The sequence below is a fragment of the Lysinibacillus sp. UBA5994 genome (assembly GCF_002429725.1).
Classification (GTDB): domain Bacteria; phylum Bacillota; class Bacilli; order Bacillales_A; family Planococcaceae; genus Lysinibacillus; species Lysinibacillus capsici.
The window spans coordinates 1-22,077 of record NZ_DJAU01000060.1; the positions used below are offsets into that span (position 1 = coordinate 1).

At 36.0% G+C, this 22,077-nt stretch carries 21 protein-coding genes; 16 read left to right on the plus strand and 5 right to left on the minus strand.

The annotated features are described in order from the left end of the window. Positions 1-390: 390 nt before the first annotated feature. On the minus strand, positions 391-1,041 hold the full coding sequence (locus B3D98_RS20595; RefSeq protein ID WP_004232004.1) for a LytTR family DNA-binding domain-containing protein: 651 nt from the start codon (positions 1,039-1,041) through the stop codon (positions 391-393). A 492-nt stretch (positions 1,042-1,533) separates the two neighbouring features. Here B3D98_RS20595 and B3D98_RS20600 point away from each other — a divergent pair, with 492 nt between their 5' ends. The 4 genes from B3D98_RS20600 (at position 1,534) to B3D98_RS20615 (ending at position 4,499) form a co-directional block, all read left to right on the plus strand. Continuing rightward, positions 1,534-2,328 (plus strand): helix-turn-helix transcriptional regulator, encoded by a 795-nt coding sequence (locus B3D98_RS20600; RefSeq protein ID WP_048394255.1) that lies wholly within the window; start codon positions 1,534-1,536, stop codon positions 2,326-2,328. A 176-nt stretch (positions 2,329-2,504) separates the two neighbouring features. Next, a complete protein-coding gene (yidC, locus tag B3D98_RS20605) occupies positions 2,505-3,266 on the plus strand; it encodes a membrane protein insertase YidC (protein WP_004232011.1) in 762 nt (253 codons plus the stop codon). A 55-nt stretch (positions 3,267-3,321) separates the two neighbouring features. Further along, a complete protein-coding gene (locus B3D98_RS20610) occupies positions 3,322-3,570 on the plus strand; it encodes a hypothetical protein (protein WP_048394257.1) in 249 nt (82 codons plus the stop codon). A 149-nt stretch (positions 3,571-3,719) separates the two neighbouring features. Next, the gene (locus tag B3D98_RS20615) at positions 3,720-4,499 is read left to right on the plus strand and encodes a M15 family metallopeptidase (protein WP_288585760.1); all 780 of its coding nucleotides are present in this window, start codon (positions 3,720-3,722) and stop codon (positions 4,497-4,499) included. 49 nt (positions 4,500-4,548) lie between these two features. On the opposite strand, the gene cls is transcribed toward B3D98_RS20615, so the two are convergent. Beyond that, on the minus strand, positions 4,549-6,006 hold the full coding sequence (cls, locus tag B3D98_RS20620; protein ID WP_048394260.1) for a cardiolipin synthase: 1,458 nt from the start codon (positions 6,004-6,006) through the stop codon (positions 4,549-4,551). 186 nt (positions 6,007-6,192) lie between these two features. Further along, positions 6,193-7,353 (minus strand): MFS transporter, encoded by a 1,161-nt coding sequence (locus B3D98_RS20625; RefSeq protein ID WP_115674569.1) that lies wholly within the window; start codon positions 7,351-7,353, stop codon positions 6,193-6,195. A 368-nt stretch (positions 7,354-7,721) separates the two neighbouring features. Here B3D98_RS20625 and B3D98_RS20630 point away from each other — a divergent pair, with 368 nt between their 5' ends. Then, positions 7,722-7,859: an Lmo0850 family protein gene (locus B3D98_RS20630; RefSeq protein WP_004232019.1), complete on the plus strand. Its 138-nt coding sequence runs from the start codon at positions 7,722-7,724 to the stop codon at positions 7,857-7,859. Positions 7,860-7,916: 57 nt separating this feature from the next. On the opposite strand, the gene B3D98_RS20635 is transcribed toward B3D98_RS20630, so the two are convergent. Further along, a complete protein-coding gene (locus tag B3D98_RS20635) occupies positions 7,917-9,104 on the minus strand; it encodes an FtsW/RodA/SpoVE family cell cycle protein (RefSeq protein WP_036079404.1) in 1,188 nt (395 codons plus the stop codon). Positions 9,105-9,457: 353 nt separating this feature from the next. Here B3D98_RS20635 and B3D98_RS20640 point away from each other — a divergent pair, with 353 nt between their 5' ends. The 8 genes from B3D98_RS20640 (at position 9,458) to B3D98_RS20675 (ending at position 18,298) form a co-directional block, all read left to right on the plus strand. Then, on the plus strand, positions 9,458-10,210 hold the full coding sequence (locus B3D98_RS20640; protein ID WP_048394266.1) for a hypothetical protein: 753 nt from the start codon (positions 9,458-9,460) through the stop codon (positions 10,208-10,210). Positions 10,211-10,433: 223 nt separating this feature from the next. Then, positions 10,434-11,513, plus strand: a complete 1,080-nt coding sequence (locus B3D98_RS20645; protein ID WP_048394267.1) for a D-alanine--D-alanine ligase — start codon at positions 10,434-10,436, stop codon at positions 11,511-11,513. A gap of 11 nt (positions 11,514-11,524) precedes the next feature. After that, positions 11,525-12,892: a UDP-N-acetylmuramoyl-tripeptide--D-alanyl-D-alanine ligase gene (locus B3D98_RS20650; RefSeq protein ID WP_054549594.1), complete on the plus strand. Its 1,368-nt coding sequence runs from the start codon at positions 11,525-11,527 to the stop codon at positions 12,890-12,892. Positions 12,893-12,967: 75 nt separating this feature from the next. Next, positions 12,968-13,660, plus strand: coding sequence for an alpha/beta hydrolase (locus tag B3D98_RS20655; RefSeq protein ID WP_054549593.1), 693 nt, complete (start codon positions 12,968-12,970; stop codon positions 13,658-13,660). Between the two features lie 352 nt (positions 13,661-14,012). Beyond that, positions 14,013-15,536, plus strand: a complete 1,524-nt coding sequence (locus tag B3D98_RS20660) for a DEAD/DEAH box helicase (RefSeq protein ID WP_054549592.1) — start codon at positions 14,013-14,015, stop codon at positions 15,534-15,536. A 136-nt stretch (positions 15,537-15,672) separates the two neighbouring features. After that, positions 15,673-16,152 (plus strand): PH domain-containing protein, encoded by a 480-nt coding sequence (locus B3D98_RS20665; protein ID WP_004232029.1) that lies wholly within the window; start codon positions 15,673-15,675, stop codon positions 16,150-16,152. Next, entirely contained in the window at positions 16,145-17,611 is a 1,467-nt protein-coding gene (locus tag B3D98_RS20670) for a PH domain-containing protein (protein ID WP_288585771.1), read from the plus strand. The genes B3D98_RS20665 and B3D98_RS20670 overlap by 8 nt, the downstream gene beginning before the upstream one ends. Positions 17,612-17,722: 111 nt before the next feature. Further along, entirely contained in the window at positions 17,723-18,298 is a 576-nt protein-coding gene (locus B3D98_RS20675; RefSeq protein ID WP_054549589.1) for a GNAT family N-acetyltransferase, read from the plus strand. 60 nt (positions 18,299-18,358) lie between these two features. On the opposite strand, the gene B3D98_RS20680 is transcribed toward B3D98_RS20675, so the two are convergent. Next, on the minus strand, positions 18,359-18,982 hold the full coding sequence (locus tag B3D98_RS20680) for a rhomboid family intramembrane serine protease (protein WP_048394279.1): 624 nt from the start codon (positions 18,980-18,982) through the stop codon (positions 18,359-18,361). 65 nt (positions 18,983-19,047) lie between these two features. Between B3D98_RS20680 and acpS the strand changes: the two genes are divergently transcribed. The 3 genes from acpS to alr all read left to right on the plus strand — a co-directional run bounded on the left by acpS (position 19,048) and on the right by alr (position 21,884). After that, complete coding sequence (gene acpS / locus B3D98_RS20685; RefSeq protein WP_048394281.1) at positions 19,048-19,401, plus strand: holo-ACP synthase; 354 nt, start codon at positions 19,048-19,050, stop codon at positions 19,399-19,401. Positions 19,402-19,525: 124 nt separating this feature from the next. Then, positions 19,526-20,584 (plus strand): LolA family protein, encoded by a 1,059-nt coding sequence (locus B3D98_RS20690; RefSeq protein WP_288585776.1) that lies wholly within the window; start codon positions 19,526-19,528, stop codon positions 20,582-20,584. A gap of 178 nt (positions 20,585-20,762) precedes the next feature. Next, the gene (gene alr, locus B3D98_RS20695; RefSeq protein ID WP_269897922.1) at positions 20,763-21,884 is read left to right on the plus strand and encodes an alanine racemase; all 1,122 of its coding nucleotides are present in this window, start codon (positions 20,763-20,765) and stop codon (positions 21,882-21,884) included. The last annotated feature ends 193 nt before the right edge of the window (positions 21,885-22,077 follow it).

The window sequence follows — 22,077 nt, forward strand, 5'->3', positions numbered from 1 at the left end:
TCTTTTAAACCTAGGCGTTTTTGAACATTTGCATCCATAAAAAAATCCTCCCCTAAATAATTTTGATGGAAACCGATTACAAAACTAGAAAAAACATTTAAGAATTTTCTGTTTATTCAGTTGTAGTATGACTCCAACCATTTGAATAATACTATCACCAAATTGTCACAAAAACTTTAGAATTAGCATTAAATTGAGTAAAAAAAGGAAAATCGAGCATTAAGATGATTTTTCGACAGAGAAAACGTTTTATTGTAGAGCTGTATAAATTTAGTTGTTTTCTATATTAAAAATAGTGCAAAAATAGTTAAATGTTGAGGTAAATGAGGCGGATTTGTGCGCAAAAAAGAACAGCGAGCAATTATAAAAATTGCTCGCTGTTCATACAAATTAGAAACCTAAAGAACGACGGAAATAGCTTGCATAGCGTTGGCTAACAGGGATACGTGTACCATCTTTCATAATTAATAAAAACGTTGAGTGTGAATCTGGTTGAATTTCATCGATGTAGTCAATGTTAACGATATAAGAGCGGTGACAACGAATAAATGAGTCAGGTGCTAAAAATAGCTCTAGATCACTTAAGTTTAAACGGTGATAACCTTCACGTGTCATTGTTTTAACAAATGTTTTACGGAGTTGTGTTTCTAAATAAATAACTTGATCATGTTTGATTGGGTACCAGCAATCATCAATTTTGATTGTAATGTAGTTAGTTAAGAATGCTGATGGTTTTTGCGGGAAGATAGCAGTAATAGCTCCTTTAGTTTCGCCTTCCTCCATTAAAGGAATACTCATGCCATAATAAGCGACACCGAAGACATCAGGTTCGATATAAGAGCTGATTTTTTGACCATAGCTTAATGCTTTGTGTGCGGCTGAACCTTCTTTGATAGGGTCACCAGGTTTAATTTTTAAATCAACTTTCTTGCTTGGTTGGTAATACAAATATTCATTTGTATCAGAGATAGCGATGGACGTATTTTCAGGGAAGAATTCCTTAATAATTTCCATGATCTCTTCTATTTGTTTTGGATCCACTTTAAACACCTCGTCTAAACTTTTAAAAATAGTATTATCATCTATTTTACTACATATTCATATAAATTATATAGAGAAGATTTAGGAATAAAATAGAAAAATGTCGAATGATCCATTAGAATGATGTAAGTTGTTTTGTATAATTTGTAAATAAATTTATAAAATGACTAATTTATTTTGATATGTATATGGTAAAATTTAATTGTTAGGAATAAGTTTACGAGGTTTCTACTATGTATATGTGATAAATTAGAACTAGAGTAGCAATTAAAATGTGGTTGAAAGGAAATCGCAGAATATGGTAAAATTCACTGTATAGTCTATTTTTTTTATATCTGGTGTTTTAGTAGGGTTATTTTTGATTTATTTGTTAATAAAATTTGTGAAATAGGACTCAGTTCTTAAATACTATTTTCTTATTTTTAATTCGTCGGGATTGGTGTCAAATATTGTCATGCAATTCGTGCACTCTGAGGAAAGATGGGGAAGATTATGCAACTACATCAACATTCTATGTCAGAAACGATTTCCAAAAGATACTTCCAAGAAATCGATAATATTAATCAATATATCGGTGTCGAAGAATTTTTTAATATTGAGTCGAAATTAATTTTTGAAATTTACCATTTAGAATCTGCAAAAGCGAAAAAATCTTTGCATGAGTTAATTGATATTCTCTCAATTCGTTTTGGCAAACAGGTCATTAAAATCGTTCGAAGTTATTTTTCTGTTTTGTCATCAATTGTTGCTCGTAAATTGCTGGACAATCAAGTACCTTCGAAAAAAGCATTTGCTTTCAATATTGCGTGTAACGATATGATAGAAAATCAAATGAAAGACGCAGAGTTTTTACAATTTGCTGATGATTTAATTGATTTCTTTGTTTATTTTATTGCAGATCGCAAACAACCGACTTTCCGACATCAAACTGTTAACAAAGTGATAATGTATATAAATGACGAGCTTGAAAATGATTTAACCGTTGAAAGTATAGCAAATAACTTTCATATAAGTACTAGTCACTTATCACGTATTTTTAGAGAACATGTGGGTATTACATTGGTTGAGTATTTAAATGTTAGACGTGTAGAAGAATCACAATACTACTTACGACATACAAACAAAAGTATTACTTCTATCTCAGATCAATTCCATTTCTGTAATCAAAGTTATTTTACTCGTATTTTCAAAAAATATACTGGAGTTACGCCAAAACATTTTAGAGACGAGCTTCATCATGAATTTTATCGTTTTGAAATGGCAGAAGCTGAATTACAAAATGTGTAGATTTTGAGCATAGAAAATGAGAAGGTGCGAACATATTAGCGTTGCTAAAGCTCGCATCTTTTTTGATGAATCATCTGAGGAACTAGCTTAAGGAATAAGTAGCACTTGCTATTTGATAAAGATAGACCCTATAAGGTATACTTCACAGTAGTTGATAAATAATAGTAGGTGGAAAAATGAAAAATTTGAAGCTATTTTCAATGCTTGGTATTGCCGTTTTTGTTCTTAGTGGCTGTCAAGCTGTGCAAAACAAAGAAGGTTTTTTCTATAGTATCTTTGTAAAACCTATGGAATTTTTATTGGAGTTTTTCGGGAATGATATCTTTTCAGGGAGCTATGGTTTAGCAATCATTGCGATTACTGTTCTAATTCGTTTAGTATTAATGCCGATTATGCTAAAAAACTATCGTCAACAGCAATTAATGAAAACGAAGATGGATGCTTTTAAACCTGAAATGGAAGCCGTTCAGAAAAAAATGAAGGAAGCTAAGACAAAAGAAGAGCAAACGCAATATCAACAAGAAATGATGGCTCTATATCAAAAGCATGGCATTAATCCACTTAATATGGGTTGTTTACCGATGTTAATTCAAATGCCGATTATTATGGGTCTGTATTTCTCGATCTTGTATTCTGCCGATGTTAAATCCCATGAGTTTTTATGGTTTAGCTTAGGTTCACCTGATATCGTAATGACTATTGTTGCAGGGATTGTTTACCTAATCCAGGCTCGTGTATCTTTATGGACGGTACCTGAGCAACAAAAAGCGCAGATGAAAATGTTTATTTATATTTCACCAATTATGATTGTCTTTATCTCCATGTCTTCTATGGCAGCACTGCCTTTGTATTGGTCTGTCAGTGGTGCATTGTTGATTATTCAAACATATATTGGGCGTAAATATTATTCGGAACATCCTGAGAAAGCAAAAAAATAAATTGATTGATGTCGAGGCGCCTTTGCTGCCTCGATTTTTTTAGGAGGACAGCAAGATGAACAAAAAATGGCTATCATCTATTCTTGTCGCAATTTTTAGTATTGCAGCACTTGTATTTATTATTATGGGGAAATTTAATTTTGCTGTACTTGCAATGACGATCATGTTTGCCTTATCAAATGGGTTTAGAGCAAAAAGCTTTAAAGAGCAAGGTTATGTAAAAGAAGCAAAATGGATGCAGTATATGGCAGTTTTTTTCGCAATTGCATCTATAGTAGTATTTGTCATCGTTCTTACAGATTAATTGAATATTTACATGGGAAATTTACACCTGAAAATGTGAACAGTGCTAAAATAAGATTATAACTAGTAATACAATAAAATAGGTATTTTCAAGGTGAAATGCTTTAAATATCCTTTTAGATACCTGATATTTTAAAAGGGGTATAAAGAGTGAAAAACAATCGTCTTCCGCTTATCGTTGGTGCTTTCATATCTATCGCGTTAATTGTAGCAATTTTTGTAGTCTATAACTATAAAAATAATCAAGTAAATAGTGCATCTGATGAGCAGCCAAAAACAACAGAAACAAACAAAACAACTGAACAAGATTCTACTGTAACAGAGAAACCAGACAATACTGAAACTCCTGCAAAGCCAGAGCAACAACCAGACGAAAATGGGTATCTTCCAAATCAAACATTACCTACGGAACCAACCTATATCAATGGTATTCTGTTAGCTAATAAAATTTATCCGCTTCCATCTACCTTTGCACCTGAAGAAAATCCAGAAGCACGAGAAGCGTTAAATCAAATGTTAGCAGCTGCCAAGCAGCAAGGATTTGATTTAGTTGCATTTAGTGGCTACCGATCTTTTGAATATCAAACAACCCTATATGAAAACTATGTTAAACGTGATGGACAGGCAGCGGCAGATCGATATAGTGCTCGTCCTGGCTACTCAGAACATCAAACAGGCTTAGCGTTTGATATAGGAGAGCGTGGAAAAGAAGATGTGTGGCTGACAGAAGAGTTTGGGGAAACTCCAGCAGGGCAATGGCTATTTGCACATGCACAGGAGTATGGCTTTATTTTGCGTTTCCCTCAAAACAAAGAAGAGATAACAGGTTATATGTATGAGTCATGGCACTATCGTTATGTGGGCAAAGAGATTGCAAAAGAGATAACAAAGAAAAACATTACGTTGGAAGAATATTTAGGCGTAAAATAATAAAAGGAAGAGAAGCCATTCTGTGAACAGGCTCTCTTCCTTTTTATTTTTATAAAATGGGTGTTAATAGACGGGAAATAGATTCTTTAAATTTAATCAGTGTTGAACGGTTTTTATACATTTCCCATGTTAATTCCGTACAATCAAAAATATCCTTCTCAAACAGTTCTGCCAATTGGTGCGATATATTTGCATCATATATGAAGGCATTGACTTCAAAATTTAGACTAAAACTTCGTACATCAATATTCGCTGTTCCGACAGAGGAAGCCTCGTCATCAATAATAATAGCTTTAGCATGGATAAAGCCCTTTTCATAGATGTAGACTTTGGCTCCAGCACGTAATAATTGACCCACATAAGAATAAGTAGCCCAATATACAAACATGTGATCAGGCTTATTAGGAATCATTATGCGTACATCGATGCCTGACAAGGTGGCAATTTTAATGGCGTCTAAAAAACTAACATCTGGGATGAAATATGGTGTTTGAATATAAATATATTTTTGAGCCATATTAATAAGCTTTAAGTAACCGATTTTTATTTGCTCCCAGTCTGAGTCTGGTCCACTTGAAACAATCTGTAAACCCACATCACCTTTTTTCGGGATGGCAGGGAAGTAACGATCAGAGTACCCCATTTTTTGTTGTGCACTAGCTTGGTTCCAGTCGAGTAAAAAGCGTGTTTGCAAAGGATGTACGGCACTACCCTCAATACGTAAGTGTGTATCTCGCCAATAACCAAACTTTTTTTGTAAACCTAAATACTCGTCACCGACGTTAAAACCACCAATATAGCCAATTCGACCATCAATGACAACGATTTTTCGGTGATTTCTAAAATTTAAACGAGGGTTAAGAAGTGGCAAAATGGATGGGAAGAAAACTTCTACTTCACCACCAGCATGCAGCAACTCTTTAAAATGGCGTCTTTTAACATTACGTGATCCCATTTCATCATAGAGAAGACGCACCTTAACACCTTGCTTTGCTTTTTTTATCAATGCATTGACGATACGTGTACCTAAGTCATCAAGTCTAAAAATATAATACTGGATGTGAATGTGATCTTTAGCTGCTTCAATGTCTTTAAGGAGCTGCTCAAACTTATCGGCACCATCATCAAAAATATCCAGATGGTTGTCCTGTGTTAACACCGCATTGTTTGTTCTGAGGTGCATATAAATCATCTCTTGATAATTTTCTGCATTAGCAATACGAAACTCAAACGTTTCATCACGAATCGCTTCCATCTGATAGGTAATCAGATTATCAATCCCAATATCCTTGCGTCCTTCCCAACGGAATAGGTGCTTTCTTCGTAATTGTCTTCCAAGTAATAAGTACAAAATAAATCCAGCTAATGGCAGGAAAAATAACACGAGGATCCATGCCCATGTAGAGGTAGCATCTTTACGTTCTAAGAAAATGATGGTCATGGCTAATAAAATATTAAAAAACAAAGTTAAAGGAACTAAATATTCTATATCTGTAAAAATGCTCATTCCTACACCTGCCTTTGTATTGTTAATAACATACTTAGTATAGCCTACTTCAAATGCGGAAAGAAGATATGAAATGGCTAGATAGCATGGAAAAGGATTATCCCTTTGATATATAGGAATAATCCGCATGGTTTAATTAGTAATTCTCTAATAGTTAGAAATTCATAAAATGCAACCTACTATATTTTACGGAAGACGTAATGATTTACGGGATGCCTTATATATAAAGATTAGGCTTATAGAAAAAATGGCTATTGCAGCAGAAATATAATAACCAAGACTTGCTTGTACGGTAAATAACCATGTAAAAAAGAGTGGACCAAGAATACGTCCTAAGTTATCCATTGAATAGGACAGTCCAGCGGCAGTTCCATATTGTCCTCCAGATTCTTTAGAGGAGAGTGATACAACACATGTTCTTGCAAGTGCATTACCTGCTGTAAAGACACAAAGGGCAAGCCCAGCGATAAAAAGATTAGCTGTCAATGTAAATAAAAGCATGCCGATAGCAGTTACAATTTGTGCACCGATTAACCATGTCGTTTCACTGCCATTTTTTATGCGTCGAACGACCCCTCCTTGAATAGCAGCATCGACAAATCCACTAAACATGAACAAGTAACCAATTTGTAATGGTGTAATGTGAATTTTTTCGATTTGAAATAGCTGAAATGTAGCCTCTACGCCAGCTAGCATAAAAGTTACTAAAAAAGAAAACATAAATAGATAGCGCACACGGAATTGTAACATTGTTGCAGCACCCTTTGGCACTATAGCACGTTTATTTGAATCTTTTCGTTTTTTAGGTTCTTTTAGGACGAAACTTGCATAAATAAATAATAGTGCAATTAATGATGCTGATGCAGTAAACGGTAACTGCAAGCTATAATGGCCTAGCATTCCCCCGATTGCTGGACCAAAAATAAACCCAAGACCAATGGACATGCCCATAAAGCCCATATACTTATTGCGATCCTCTTCACTAGATATATCGGCGATAAATCCTGTTACTGCTGTATATAATGCACCTGAAAATAAACCACCAATAATACGTGAAACATACAATATAGCTAGGTTATCTATAAATAGTGAAAAAATAACAAAACTAAGGCTAAAGCCAATTAGACCAGTAAGGATTAGTTGTTTTCGCCCTACCTTATCTGATAGCATACCCCATAACGGTGCTGTGAAAAAACTTGCAAGTGAATAAACGGTCAATAAACCACCCACGTGGAGATCATGCCAATTTTGCTGCACAATTACCTCTGGTAAGACGGGAATAATAATGCCGAACCCTAGATAAACGAGGAATTGAACAGACATCAATAGTAAAATAGCCTTTTTCATACTGTTCCCTGCTTTCATACGATATTTCAATATGTATATTCTACCTCTCTTGTTCTTGCGATTACAACAATAGGGGAGGGGAAGCTTGAATAAAGTGGAACAATTTAGTAAAGAAAGAAATGAAGTATTTTAGATATTTTAAATCTATGTTCTGATTTTTGAATAAAATGTAGCCATTTTGGGTAATTTAAATATGTTTGATGGAAAAGTTTGATGATGTGAAAAATTTACAATGTAACAAAATTGAAAAATTTTAAAGGTAAGTTAAATGGTATGATAAATTTGTCAGACATCATACTCGTAGAAAAATGAAACTTTTTCGTAAATAAAACGTTATATAAAATCGAGGAAAGATTGAGGTGGAATGTATGACAAAAGAAGTAGATTTGAAAAAGATTGTTTCGAATTTATCTAAGTTGGGTGTAACAGCCACTGTAACAAAGTCTCGACTAGAACTTTTAAAAGTGCTAACACCACCAACGCAAACTCCGCAAGTTCAAGCTTAACTCGTTTCCAATAGAAAAAGGGAGGTCTCAATACGCGAGACTTCCCTTTTTCTATAGTTATTCATCTTCATCATGTGTGGTAAACATATACGTTCGATAATGGAATCGCATACTAAAGACTAGCCCAATCGCTAAAGCATTCCCCATAAGTGAACTTCCTCCGTAGCTAATGAACGGAAGTGGAATACCTGTGATAGGTAATAATTGAATAGTCATACCAATATTTTCGAAAACGTGGAAGGTAATCATAGCAATAATCCCAGCACATACATAGGTCGAGAAGGGATCTTTCAATAATAGGGTTGTCTTTGTTAAATGATAAATTAATAAGAAGAAAATACAAATAACAATACTAGCGCCAATAAAGCCCCATTCCTCGCCGATAACTGTAAAAATGAAATCGGTATGGTTTTCAGCTACATATACTTCACGATTTCTAAATCCCTTACCAAAAATTTCACCTGATCCAATGGCATTTAAAGAGGTAATTAAATGATAGCCATCACTGGATGAATAGGAATAGGGGTCTAGCCAAGAATAAATACGAGCAAATTGATAGGCCTTAAAACCAAATGTTTTTTCTAGAAAGTCCTGCATATAGAGTGCCATCCACAGTAGGGTACCGCCTGCTACCATGCCACCTAAAAATGTTGGTAGAATGATTTTCCAAGAAATACCTGCTACAATGATAAGTGCTGCCGTAATGGCAAAGAATACAAGTGCTGAACCTAGGTCAGGCTGCTTTAAAATAATAGCTAATGGTACGATTAAGGTGATAGCGATTTTACCTAGTAGCAAAAAGTCTGTTTTAATTGATCGTAATGAATAAATTTCATGGTGCTTACTAATTAATCGAGCTAGTGCTAAAATGTAAAAAGTTTTCATAAACTCAGAAGGCTGAATATTTCCAATCGGCGTATGATACCAGCTTTTAGCACCATTAACGGGTGCACCGATTTGACCTTCTCCTTCTGGCATAAAAATAAGCAGTACCAGTAAGGCAATCCCTGCTCCATACATATACCATGACATTTTTTTATATTGATCTGGCTCAAAAAACATGACTATACCAATAATTACTGCACCAATCACATACCATTGCATTTGTTTTGGTACGTAGTTAATGCCATATTGTCCTGAAGTTTGGGCAGATGCAATAGCTAACAAACTAATGACTAGAAAAGTGAAGAGTATAAATGCAAGTGTCCAGTCAAAACGATTTGCGAAATTTCGTTTATTTTCCATAAAAGCCACCTAAAATTAAAATAGTATCTCAATATGAGTAAATGTGATGCGATTCTCCCTATTTCGTTTATAATTGGTCAAAGAAGAAAGCAAATTAATAACCAGCAGTGGTGTGAAAATAGCTCATATCTATTGATAAGCTTGCAATTTGCTTTGAATATTGTCAATGGAATTTTAAGCAAATACTTGAACTCATTGAGTAATCTAAACTTTATATGCAAATGCATGTTTAACATTCCTCATTATAACGCAAAAATTACTTTTATGCCTGCGTATATAGTTGTGACGACAATTAACATAAAATGTTTCAAAAAAATCATGTTTAGTCTTATAATGTAGTGAAGAATGGGGTGATGGTTGTGGCTAAAAAATTAAAGTCAGCTGATGATTTTATGTATCATATTTATGTTCATATGAATGATGTCGATAAATTTGTTATATTTAGCGGGTTAAAATTCTCGCAATTTGTGGCTGCACTTGAACCACTACATCACTTACTGTTATTAAAACATTCCTATGAAGACGGTTCTTTTAATATGCATACACAATTTGAATATGTATTAGAAGAAGATGTTCCTCGTTTTGTGAAAAAATCTGCTGAATCTAAAGAATTATGCTGGGTAGATTTTATGGACGAGAAGAGGCTAGATCATTTAACACCGATGGAACAAGGAGAATTGCTGTACATAAGTCACAAGAAAGAACCAATTACGTCAGCATTTTTTAATAAATTACAAAATAGATTCGTCTATTATTCTTCAGACTTAGAGAAAATGACTAAAATTTATTTTCGTCATTTAAGTGATTCGGATTTATTGGTTGCCAATGTTTTTAATAGTTTAATTCGTGAAAAGGAACGCAGCACTGGATTTTGGCGTCGAAAAGTAAAAGCGAGTATTCCTGCTATATCACCAGATTTTTTACGTTCTTACCGATCCTTTGCGAAAGATGGAGCGTTACTATCTTTGTATCGGATTGAGAAACCAAAAGTAGCGTATGGAATAGAAGTTCGCAATCTGTCTGAATATTCTTTTCCTGACGAAGTTTGGGATGACTTAAATACGATTTTAAAAACAGAGCATGATGAATTAATCTATATTATTTAAACTTCATGGTGACGCAATCAAAGAACTAAGATGTTGGTAGACAATATTTATGTTGCATTATTCCTGTACAATTTAATAGCAGGAAGTATTGATGCTGGGGCATAATCGAAGAAATGTACACGCAAAATCTCACCGTTAAAAATACGGTGAGATTTTTATGTCATTTGTCAAGACGTTTCATGATAAACTAATAGTACTCAAGAAGTATGTGGAGGGCACAAAAATGAAAAAAAGAATCGGTTTATTATACGGCGGAAAGTCAGCGGAGCACGAAGTGTCGTTATCGACAGCACGTGCAGTCACAGGAGCTTTGAATTTCGAGGAGTATGAAGTATATCCGATTTTCATTACAACTGACGGGGAATGGCGCCGTGGAGAGCGTTTAGAAAAACCCGTCAGTGCAATAGAAGAACTACAATTTGGTGATAATACTACAATTTTAGAAAATAATATCACTGATTTTTTGCTTGATAAAAATGGCAATGAGGTAAAGTTTGATGTCATTTTCCCATTGTTACATGGTACGAATGGTGAGGATGGAACAGTGCAAGGTTTACTTGAGGTTCTAAATTTACCGTATGTAGGAAATGGTGTATTGGCATCCTCTGCTGGAATGGATAAAGTGGTAATGAAGCAATTATTTGAAATTGCTGGATTACCTCAAGTGCCCTATACGTATTTTATTCGTAGTGAGTGGAAGAATGAGCAACACGCAATCATTGAACGCTGTGAAAATAACCTGAATTGGCCAATGTTTGTGAAGCCTGCAAACTTAGGGTCAAGTGTTGGGATTAGCAAGGCAACAGATCGCGAGCAATTGGTAAAAGCAATTGAGGTTGCTTTACAATATGATCGTAAAATCGTTGTTGAACAGGGAATTGTCGCTCGTGAAGTTGAACTAGCGGTGTTAGGAAATGACTATCCTGAAGTATCAGTGCCAGGAGAAATTAAACCCGTTACTGATTTTTATGATTATGATTCTAAATATAAGGACGGTTCTACAGCACTTATTATTCCAGCTGAGCTTCCAGTAGAAACTGTGGCAAGCTTAAAAGAACTGGCAAAGCGTGCATTTAAGGCTATAGATGGTAGCGGCTTAGTTCGTGCGGACTTTTTTGTAACAACTGAAAATAACGTTTACATTAATGAAGTAAACACAATGCCAGGTTTTACGCCTGTAAGTATGTATCCATTATTATGGCAGCATACAGATGTGAGTTATCCAGAGCTGATTGACCGTTTAATTACCCTAGCAATTGAACGCTATGAAGAAAAACAACAGCTTCACTATAAAAAAGACTGAGTGGGATTATCGTGAAAAAAACTTTAAAACAATTAGCTGCATGGTTAAATGAGGATATTGCGGCTTTGGGTGACACTGTTGTGTCAGGAATTTCTATTGATACAAGAACAATTCAACAAGGAGACCTATTTGTTCCATTTCGTGGTGAGCATACAAATGGGCATAAGTTTGTAATGCAGGCATTTGAGAAAGGTGCCGGAGCTTCTCTTTGGCAAAAGGATGAGCCGAATCCACCAGAAGGTTACCCGTTGTTGTTTGTGGAGGATCCAGAATTAGCTTTGCAAGAAATGGCTAGAGCATATCGTAATGAACATAAAGCAAAATTTATAGGCATTACAGGTTCAAATGGTAAGACATCAACAAAGGATATTTTAGCGGGAACACTAGCTCCATTCTTTAAAGTACAAAAAACGATCGGGAACTTTAATAATCAATTGGGCTTGCCTATTACTATCTTACAGCTTGATGAAGATACAGATGTGGCTGTCCTTGAGATGGGCATGAGTGGATTTGGTGAAATTGAGTTTTTAACGAAGCTTGCTCGTCCACATATGACGGTTATTACCAACATTGGTGAGGCCCATATGCAGGATTTGGGGTCACGTGCAGGTATTGCAAAAGCTAAGTTTGAAATTATTCAAGGAATGCAAGAAGATGGTCTATTATTCTATGATGGTGATGAACCTTTGCTCAAGGAATTAGTGGCAAAAGAACAGCAATTACAGTCAGTGCCGTTCGGGTTAGAATCCAATAATCTTTTATACGCTGACAATATTCATGCTAACGCTGATGGCAGCCACTTCACTACACACGGTATGATCGAGGGTGATTTCTTTATTTCAGTGCTTGGCAAGCATCAAGTAAAAAATACACTTGTGGCCATGTTAATTTCTCATAAGCTAGGTTTAAGCAATGAACAAATACGTACATCCTTAGAGCATGTCGTATTAACTGATATGAGGATGCAACAGGTACTAGGAACAAATGGCGCTCTATTTATCAATGATGCCTATAATGCAGCTCCAACCTCTGTAAAAGCTGCAATTCAATTTATGGCTACATCAACTATTCGACCTGAAAAATGGCTTGTGTTAGGAGATATGCTAGAGCTTGGACCAAATGAGCAACGTTTCCATGAGGGTCTGGCTGAGCATATTAATGAGGATGAAATTGATTATGTCTGTTTGTTTGGCCCTCGGATGCTATATCTTTACAAAATATTAAAAGAGCGCTTTGAGGCTGAACGTTTATTGTATACAGAAGATGATTATACGGCTATTATTGAAAAGCTAAAACAAGCGAATGAATCATCTATTGTTTTACTTAAAGGTTCACGTGGTATGAAATTAGAGACAATCTTAAAGGCATTTACGTCATAGTAGCAATGAATCGGTGAGAGAAACGCTCACCGATTTATTTGTGTAGGTTTATCTTTGTTAAATGAGGTGAAGAATTTGTCAGTAGGTGTACTATGTATTCATGGATTTTCAGGTGGACCATATGAGGTGAAGCCATTCACAAGTTATTTACGTTCACATACAGATTGGATAATTGAAGAGCCAACATTGTCTGGACATGGTGAAGAATTACATATGAGTGGTTTTAAGGCGAAACACTGGTTAATGGATGCCGAATTAGCTTTCCGATCGTTGGCAAAAAAAGTTGACGAGGTAATCGTTGTTGGCTTTTCAATGGGAGGAATTATAGCGCTATATTTAGCTAAACGCTATAAAGTGAAAAAGCTTGTATTACTAAGTGCTGCTGCAAAGTATGTGAGCCCTAAACAGCTAGTCAAAGATTTTAAAATGTTAGCTACTGAAGCCTATCACCATAATTTAACTAATAACGAACTCTATCTACGATACCATCAGAAGTTTAACAATGTGCCACTTGCCTCAACAGTAGAATTTATGAAGTTGGTAAGAATGGTGGAGCCGTATTATCGGCATATTCAAATTCCTGTATATATTGTGCAGGGGAAGTTGGATGGGATAGTGCCTTATCATACGGCTCAATTTCTTTTTGATGAATTAGCCTCTACAGACAAGGTTTTGTATTTTTCTGATAATGGCAAGCACCATATATGTTTTGAGGAAGATTGCTCTGAATGGTTTCCACAGGTTTTAATGTTTTTAAAAGGTAAATAAAGTAGTCAGATTATTACGACTCATGCGTTATCGTTGCATAGGATTTAAAGCCATGTTAGACTAGTGTAAGCAATGGATACATTTTGTGCGAAGACTCTTCATATTTGGTTGAAGAGTACTTTTTTTTGAACACAACGGTTTTATTCTAAAGTGAATAATTACAACAGAATCGAACCGCTCGGTAAAGACCGGGCTTTCCTTTTCATATAAGAGAGCTCTACATGAATGATCATGTAGAGAGAATTTTTAAGTAACGGAAACGTTCCACTACACAGGCTCGAATTTGCCGACAACTTCATCTGAAAATGTAACCATTTGTCAACTTAAAAGGAAAAAAAGGAGATTGAGAAGTTTGACAAATTTTTCAGAATTAAATATTAGCGAATCTACATTACGCTCAGTAAAGCGTATGGGATTTGAAGAAGCAACACCAATCCAAGAAGGTACTATTCGTTTTGCGATTGAAGGCCGTGATGTATTAGGTCAAGCACAAACAGGTACTGGTAAAACTGCCGCTTTCGGGATTCCACTAATTGAAAAAATCGATCCAAAAAACCCTAATATTCAAGCATTAGTCATTGCTCCAACTCGTGAGCTAGCAATTCAAGTTTCAGAAGAACTTTATAAAATTGGCTATGACAAACGCGTAAAATTATTATCAGTATACGGTGGTCAAGAAATAGGCCGTCAAATTCGTGCACTGAAAAATAGACCTCAAATCATTGTTGGTACGCCAGGTCGTATTATTGATCATATTAATCGACGTACGTTAAAATTAGAAGATGTTCAAACATTAGTATTGGATGAAGCAGATGAAATGTTAAACATGGGCTTTATTGATGATATTAATTCAATCTTAGAAAACGTACCTTCTGAGCGCCAAACATTACTGTTCTCAGCAACAATGCCACCAGCAATCCGTAAAATTGCAGAAACATTTATGCGTGATCCAGAGATTGTAAAAATTAAAGCTAAAGAACTAACTGTTGATAACATTGATCAATATTTTGTTAAGTCTGCTGAACGTGAAAAATTCGATATTTTATCTCGTTTATTAAATGTACACCAACCAGAGCTTGCAATTATTTTTGGTCGTACAAAACGTCGTGTAGATGAGCTTGCACAGGCACTATCTATTCGTGGTTATTTAGCTGAAGGTATTCATGGTGATTTAAGCCAAGCGAAGCGTATCTCAGTATTACGTCAGTTTAAAGAAAATAAAATCGATATCCTTGTTGCGACTGATGTAGCCGCTCGTGGACTTGATATTTCTGGTGTAACACATGTTTATAACTTTGATATTCCTCAAGATCCTGAATCATATGTTCACCGTATTGGACGTACAGGTCGTGCAGGTAAATCAGGTCTTGCCGTAACATTTGTAACACCTCGTGAAATGGGTTACTTACGTATTGTAGAAGAAACTACGAAAAAACGTATGACACCTCTTCGCCCACCAACAACGGACGAAGCATTAGAAGGTCAACAACGCTTAGCTGTTGAAACACTGGAAGGTCTTATTGCTAATAACAATTTAGGTGATTACCGTACACTTGCAGCAGAATTATTAGACAATCATGATGCTGTTGATGTTGTTGCAGCTGCTCTACGTTCATTAACAAGAGAGCCAGACGATACACCAGTAACAATCACAGAAGAACGTCCATTACCAATGCGTCGTGAACGTTCTAGCAATAATCGTGGTGGCGGTGATCGTGGCCGTGGAAACCGTAGCTTTGGTGGAGGACGTCGTGACAATGCTCGCAGTGGAGAGCGTCGCAGTAGCAGTAGCCGCCGAGAGGGTGGACGCCGTGAAGGCGGACGTCGTGAAGGTGGACAAGGTCGTTCTCGTTCTCCAAGACGTCACGAAGGATAATTTTAGACGAAATACACTTAATTTTTTACAGTAAACCTTACAGTCATGATGGCTGTAAGGTTTTTTTTCGGCTATAGTTGAAACAAAAAGGTGAGTGAATTCGTATACACCTAATGAAGAAAGAGGGGGAACGACAATGAGAGCACAACCGATTCATCAAATTTCTCGTAAAGGGCTAACCGTGTGGCGTTTATATGGAGTCATACAAACATTGGTGCTGTTAGTTGTAGCAGGACTTGTAAGCTATGGTACTTATTATTTTGAATGGCCTTCATTTATTTACTTCATAGCGTGTGCAATTGTATTACTAAGTGCGATATTATCTATCTTTATTTTCCCGAAAATAAGATGGGAGAGATGGCGCTATGAAGTTCGAGAGCATGAAATCGAAGTACAACATGGTTTATTTGTTGTGAAACGCACATTAATTCCAATGGTACGTGTGCAACATGTTGATACAACACAAGGGCCGATATTAAAAAAATACGACTTAGGTAATATCTCTATTTCTACAGCTGCAACTGTACATACGATTCCTGCACTTGTTATGGATGAAGCAGACGTACTGCGTGCGCGTATTTCTGATTTAGCAAGGGTGGCTGAAGATGATGTCTAAGGAAATTAATCGTTTACACCCAGTGTCTGCAATTATAACGAGTGTAAAAGCATTGAAAAGTATGATATTACCAATTGCCATTATTATCATAAGTAACGGCTTTAATTTTTCTTTGAATTTTCGTAGTGATCATTTTTTTGAAACCATTTTACTTTTCGGTGTATGGGGAGTTGCAGCACTTCTTGCGCTCGTGGGAGGAATCATAAAGTGGCGGACATTTGTTTACTGGTTTGAAGATGGGGAGTTGCGTGTGACATATGGATTGTTTGTTAAAAAGAAACGTTATATCCCTTTTGAACGTATACAAAGTTTGAATTACAATGAAGGTGTTTTCCATCGCATTTTTGGTTTAGTGAAAGTTCAGGTGGAGACTGCTGGTAGTAAAGGAGGAAAACCTGAGGTTGAGCTGACAGCCATTCGCAAAGCAGCAGCAGATGTTATTGAATTAGAAATGCGGCATGCTAAAAACGAAGCAGTTCAACAACAGGATCAAATGCAGGTTATAGAGGAAGCTATACCAACTCCGATGATTTACCATATGTCCATGCGAGATTTACTAGTATTAGCAACAACATCTGGTGGAATTGGTGTTGTGTTATCAGGTCTTGCAGCCGTTGCTTCACAATTTTCCGACATTATTCCTTATGAAACTGTATTTCATGAGTTAGCTGATTTCGTGAAAATCGGCGCATTTTTAGTGGCATTGACGGTGATGGTTGTTTTAATTGTTGCTTGGATTGTATCAGTGGTCATCACACTGATAAATTATTATGATTATACTGTCCGCATTGAGGAAGAAAAGTTGATTATCACAAAGGGACTGTTAGAAAAAAAGCGTATTACTTTGCCGTTGAATCGAATTCAGGCAATTCGTATTGTGGAAAATCCACTACGTCAGTTAACAGGCTATGCTACAGTGGTTGTTGAAAGTGCTGGTGGTAATGGTGAAAATGGAAATGATAAAAAAATTACGCTATTTCCACTTATTAAGAAGCCGGATTGTATGCAAACATTAGAACAGCTTTTCCCAGAAATGAATTGGCAGCCTACATTTACTCGCTCACCAAAAAGGGCAAGACCATTTTTTTATCGCATTGATTTTTTCTGGCTAGTTCCGATTATCGGTGCATCTATCTATTTCTTTTATCCATACGGGCTATTGTCGTTGCTGTTAATTCCATTAACAATGTTACTTGGTATTTGGCAACATAAAACAGCAGGCTATCAAATAGATGGCAAGCAACTGGCTATGCAGTATCGAGTGTTTAGTCGAATTACGTTAATCATGGAGAAGAAGCGAATTCAATCTATTGAAAGTACACAATCATACTTTCAAAAAAGAAAGAATGTTATGTCTGTAAAAGCAACCGTCATGTCAGGAGCAACTGGTACAACGGGGAGTGTTTCCAGCTTAGAACAACAAGATGCCGAGACGATCTTAACATGGTACGAACATTAATGAACTAAAAAGCTAATCCTTTCAATTTTATGGAAGGGTTAGCTTTTTTAACTATAAATAAATAGAGATGCTGTTTATAATAAAATAAATAGAACAAAAGGGGTGGAGACATTGTTTAAATATGACATTAATGAAAGCGCTTATTTAAAGCTTTTGGATTTAAGTGATGTAGAAGAGTTATTCGCTTTAACTGACCGTTCAAGGGATACATTACGGGAATGGTTGCCCTTTGTAGATGATGTCAAAACAGTAAAGGATACTGAGCAATTCGTAAAAAATGCTATGCAACAATATGCTGATCACAATGGCATACAAGCAGGGATTTACTATGATGGAAAGCTTGCGGGTGTTATTGGTTATCACCAAATCAACTGGCAACATAAATGGACAAGTATTGGCTACTGGCTAGGGAATGAATTTGTAGGAAAGGGGCTCGTTACGAATTCCATGAAAGCATTGATTGATTTTGCCTTTAATTATTTGAAGTTAAATCGTATAGAAGTGCGTGTTGCAGTTGGTAATATTCGTAGTCGTACAATCCCAAAGGTATTGGGCTTTCATGAAGAAGGGCGTTTAAGGGATGCTGAGTGGCTATATGATCACTACGTAGATCAGGTTGTTTATGGTTTAACAGCAACTGAATGGAAAAAAATAAAGATGTCAAATGAAGCTACAGTGGTTTTATAATGGAGGTCATTGTAAGGAAAGAGGAGCTGCTCTATAGGTGAGCAGCTCCTCTTTTTAATGTTATGGTCTACCAGCCATCTTTTGTTTGCGCCAACTTAAAATTCTTTTTGGATGTAAATAGACAAGTCCAAGGATAAATCCGGTTACTAAACCGCCTAAATGAGCAAAGACATTCACATTTGGTTGGAGAAAGGTCATAATGACACTGATGACGATGATTGGTAAAATGAGCTTACGAAGCATGGGCATTGTACGTCGAGTATAGTAAACTAATGCCCCAAATGCACCAAAAATTCCAAAAATAGCCCCACTTGCACCAAGGCTCGCATAACTACTATCATAGAATATATAGGTTGCCATGTTGCCTACAATACCTGATACTAAATAAATTGTAATGAAACGTGCTTTCCCTGCGATTTTTTCTAGCTCTGGTCCAAAGAGATATAAGGAAAACATATTAAAAAACACATGCATAAAACCTGCATGTAAAAACATGGCAGAGAAAACACGCCACCATTCACCACTTTGAATCAGGAAATTTGCTTGGATTCCGTAATTCCACAAGAGTGTTCCTATGCTGGGTATGAGAGACAATACATAAAGAGTAAGATTTATTGCTATTAAAGTTGAAACAACAGGGTAATACTTTGTATATTGCTTAAAATTTTCCGTTCTACTAAACATGGCTCCACCTCAATTTACAATTATTATACATGCCTTGTTGGAAATAGGTAAAGGAGAAGGTTCACATGATTAAGGGAATTGGCCTCGATATTGTAGAGATTGATCGTATTGCAAAGGCTATGAAACGAACAGATAAATTTAAAGACCGCATTTTAACGATAAATGAAAAAAAAATATTTGATGGTTATTCGGAAACTCGCAAAATAGAATTTTTAGCTGGGCGATTTGCTGCAAAAGAAGCATTTTCGAAGGCTCTGGGAACAGGGCTTGGGGAACAATGTAAGCTTCATGATTTGGAAGTGTTAAAAGGAGCAGCTGGCAATCCTGTTTTATATTTTAAGGATGAACTTGTCAATGGTTTTGTTAGTATTACGCATTCTAAGCAATACGCAGCTGCTCAAGTAATCTTATTAGAATAGTACTTAACTTGTCTAAAAGGATTGCATGTAAATTTAAATATATTGCCCTTTCTTCAAATGACATAACTGACAAATACGGTTCATATATTGTCGTAGTGGATTTGAAAGAAGAAAGGGTGAAAGCGTGGGCAACCGTATAGTTAAATGGCTCGTCTTACTTTGTACGATATTACTTCTGTCGGCATGTGGTGCAGCCTCACAGGAAAAAGTGTTGAAGAAAGTGAATGGTAAATGGGCAGAGACGAATGGTTATGAATTAAATGCATCGATGGAAATTAAATCGGGTGGGGAACCTAGAAATTATGATGTAACAGTATGGCACACAAAACCTGATTTCTATCGAGTAGAAGTAGTTGAAAGTGGGAAAGATGTTTCTCAAATGATTGTACGTAATGCTGATGGTGTTTTTGTCGTAACACCGACATTAAACAAAATGTATAAATTCCAAAGTGATTGGCCAAAGAAAAATAGTCAGGCATACCTAATTGGAGCGCTAGCAGAAGATTTAGCAGAAGATAAAAATCTTGTCATGAAAGAAGAAGAAAAAGCATATATATTTGAAGCGGCTACTAGAAATAGCTATAAGAACAGTATGCCACATCAGGTTATAACAGTAGATAAGAAAACTTTATTGCCAACCTCAGTAGTTATTATGAATGATGTGAAAGAAGAGCAAATCAAAATCACATTTAAGAAAATTAAGCTAGGTGTACAACATGCTGCAAAAGAGTATGCAGTTGAACAATTCACTGATAAAGATAACACGAAAGGTGAACAAGCTACACCTGCCGAAAAAGAAGGGCAAGAAGATAATGAGGATAAGGAAGCTGTTGGAGCAGAAGTTGAATATCAAGAATTCCAAACACATTATCCTGTTGTAAATTGGGCACAATTAGCGAATGAAAAAGTTGTGCAGGAAAGTGGAATGGAACGAGTAATCTTAACATACGATGGTGAGAAGGCATTTACTGTTATGCAGCAACCAGTAATGAAGGAAAATTCAATGTTACCTGTATCGTCACCTGGTGATCCAGTTGATTTAGGCTATACAATTGGTGCTATTACAGATACATCAATTAGTTGGGAAAAAGATGGCGTTGAATTCTTTGTAGCATCAAGTAAATTAACGCGAGAAGAAATGATTGAAGTTGCTACATCTATGACGATAGGTAGTATGAAGTAACTTTTCTGGCTACAGCCTTCTGGAATACGGAGGCTGTAGCTTATTGATAATTAAAATGAACCTATAAAGTATAGGCTCATCCGAAAACCAAAACTTTGTGTGTACAAGCTAAATCGACATACTTTGCAATATGTATGTCCTACATAATGTTTTAATTAAAAATAAAGAGGGTATTCTTATGAAGACACAGCAGTTTTTTCGTCCAACAAAAGCAATAATAGACTTACAAGCAATTCAACAAAATGTAAAAAACTTAAAAGAATTTTTACGACCTAATGTTCAAATTATCGCTGTAGTAAAAGCAAATGCGTATGGTCATGGAGATGTAGCCGTTGCACGGGCAGCTCTTGAAGCTGGTGCCACAGTACTTGCAGTGGCAACGCCCGATGAGGCATTACATATTCGAGCACATTTTGAAGAACCAGACATATTAATATTAGGTGCATCTCCAGTTTCGTTTGCTCCTTATGCAGCGCAGCAACGTATTATACTTACGGCATTTGCCGATGATTGGATTCAGCAAGCTGCTTCTCTTTTAGTGGATGAAGCGCTTCCTTTACGACTTCATATAAAAATAGATAGCGGAATGGGTAGAATAGGTATTCGCTCAGAGCAGGAATTATTAGAGCTCTATCAAACAATACAGTCTACAGATCACATGGAGCTGGATGGAATATTTACACACTTTGCGACAGCTGATGAAGAGGATACGCTACATTTTGATCAACAGGTACAATTTTTTGAGAAATGTTTAGCTGTAATACCTAATAAGCCGCGACTTGTTCATGCATCTAATACAGCCGCCTCATTAGTAAAAGATCCGCATTTACAATATGATGCTGTTAGATTTGGTATTTCGATGTATGGATTATCACCCTCTTCATATGTGAAAAGTATATTACCTTTTCCCTTGTTACCAGCGTTCTCGCTTGAAAGTGAACTTGTTCATGTAAAGCAAATAAAATCAGGTGATCCAGTTGGCTATGGAGCTACATATGTTGCTCCGACAGATATGTGGATAGGAACAATTCCAATTGGCTATGCAGATGGCGTGATTCGCAAGTTAGGTGGACAAGAGGTTTTAATTGATGGACAAAGAATGCCGATTGTTGGACGAATTTGTATGGACCAATGTATGGTTGCCCTACCAAAAGCATATGATATAGGTGAGAAGGTAACACTCATTGGTCGACAAGGAAATACTGGAGTATCGATCGATGAATGGGCAACAAAGCTCGAAACAATTAATTATGAAATACCATGCATTATAACAACAAGAGTTCCTAGAATATATCTTTAGTTGTCTTTCATTAGAATAAGTCAAATCTCAATGTAATGTCATGAGCAATGTTCCAAGTTGAATTTGGTAAATAAATTAGCACTGGAGAACTTATTTCTTTTCCAAAACATAGTAATGGCTCATATTTGAAAACACATTGCAATAATAATTATTCAGCATATACCTTCGACAACCAACATATTTTTACAATTTG

Bases quoted from the DNA above. Each gene is read 5' to 3' on its own strand.
- B3D98_RS20600 (WP_048394255.1), top strand. From the start codon at position 1,534: ATGCAACTACATCAACATTCTATGTCAGAAACGATTTCCAAAAGATAC.
- yidC (WP_004232011.1), top strand. From the start codon at position 2,505: ATGAAAAATTTGAAGCTATTTTCAATGCTTGGTATTGCCGTTTTTGTT.
- B3D98_RS20610 (WP_048394257.1), top strand. From the start codon at position 3,322: ATGAACAAAAAATGGCTATCATCTATTCTTGTCGCAATTTTTAGTATT.
- cls (WP_048394260.1), bottom strand. From the start codon at position 6,006: ATGAGCATTTTTACAGATATAGAATATTTAGTTCCTTTAACTTTGTTT.
- B3D98_RS20625 (WP_115674569.1), bottom strand. From the start codon at position 7,353: ATGAAAAAGGCTATTTTACTATTGATGTCTGTTCAATTCCTCGTTTAT.
- B3D98_RS20630 (WP_004232019.1), top strand. From the start codon at position 7,722: ATGACAAAAGAAGTAGATTTGAAAAAGATTGTTTCGAATTTATCTAAG.
- B3D98_RS20635 (WP_036079404.1), bottom strand. From the start codon at position 9,104: ATGGAAAATAAACGAAATTTCGCAAATCGTTTTGACTGGACACTTGCA.
- B3D98_RS20640 (WP_048394266.1), top strand. From the start codon at position 9,458: ATGGTTGTGGCTAAAAAATTAAAGTCAGCTGATGATTTTATGTATCAT.
- B3D98_RS20645 (WP_048394267.1), top strand. From the start codon at position 10,434: ATGAAAAAAAGAATCGGTTTATTATACGGCGGAAAGTCAGCGGAGCAC.
- B3D98_RS20665 (WP_004232029.1), top strand. From the start codon at position 15,673: ATGAGAGCACAACCGATTCATCAAATTTCTCGTAAAGGGCTAACCGTG.
- B3D98_RS20670 (WP_288585771.1), top strand. From the start codon at position 16,145: ATGTCTAAGGAAATTAATCGTTTACACCCAGTGTCTGCAATTATAACG.
- B3D98_RS20680 (WP_048394279.1), bottom strand. From the start codon at position 18,982: ATGTTTAGTAGAACGGAAAATTTTAAGCAATATACAAAGTATTACCCT.
- acpS (WP_048394281.1), top strand. From the start codon at position 19,048: ATGATTAAGGGAATTGGCCTCGATATTGTAGAGATTGATCGTATTGCA.
- alr (WP_269897922.1), top strand. From the start codon at position 20,763: ATGAAGACACAGCAGTTTTTTCGTCCAACAAAAGCAATAATAGACTTA.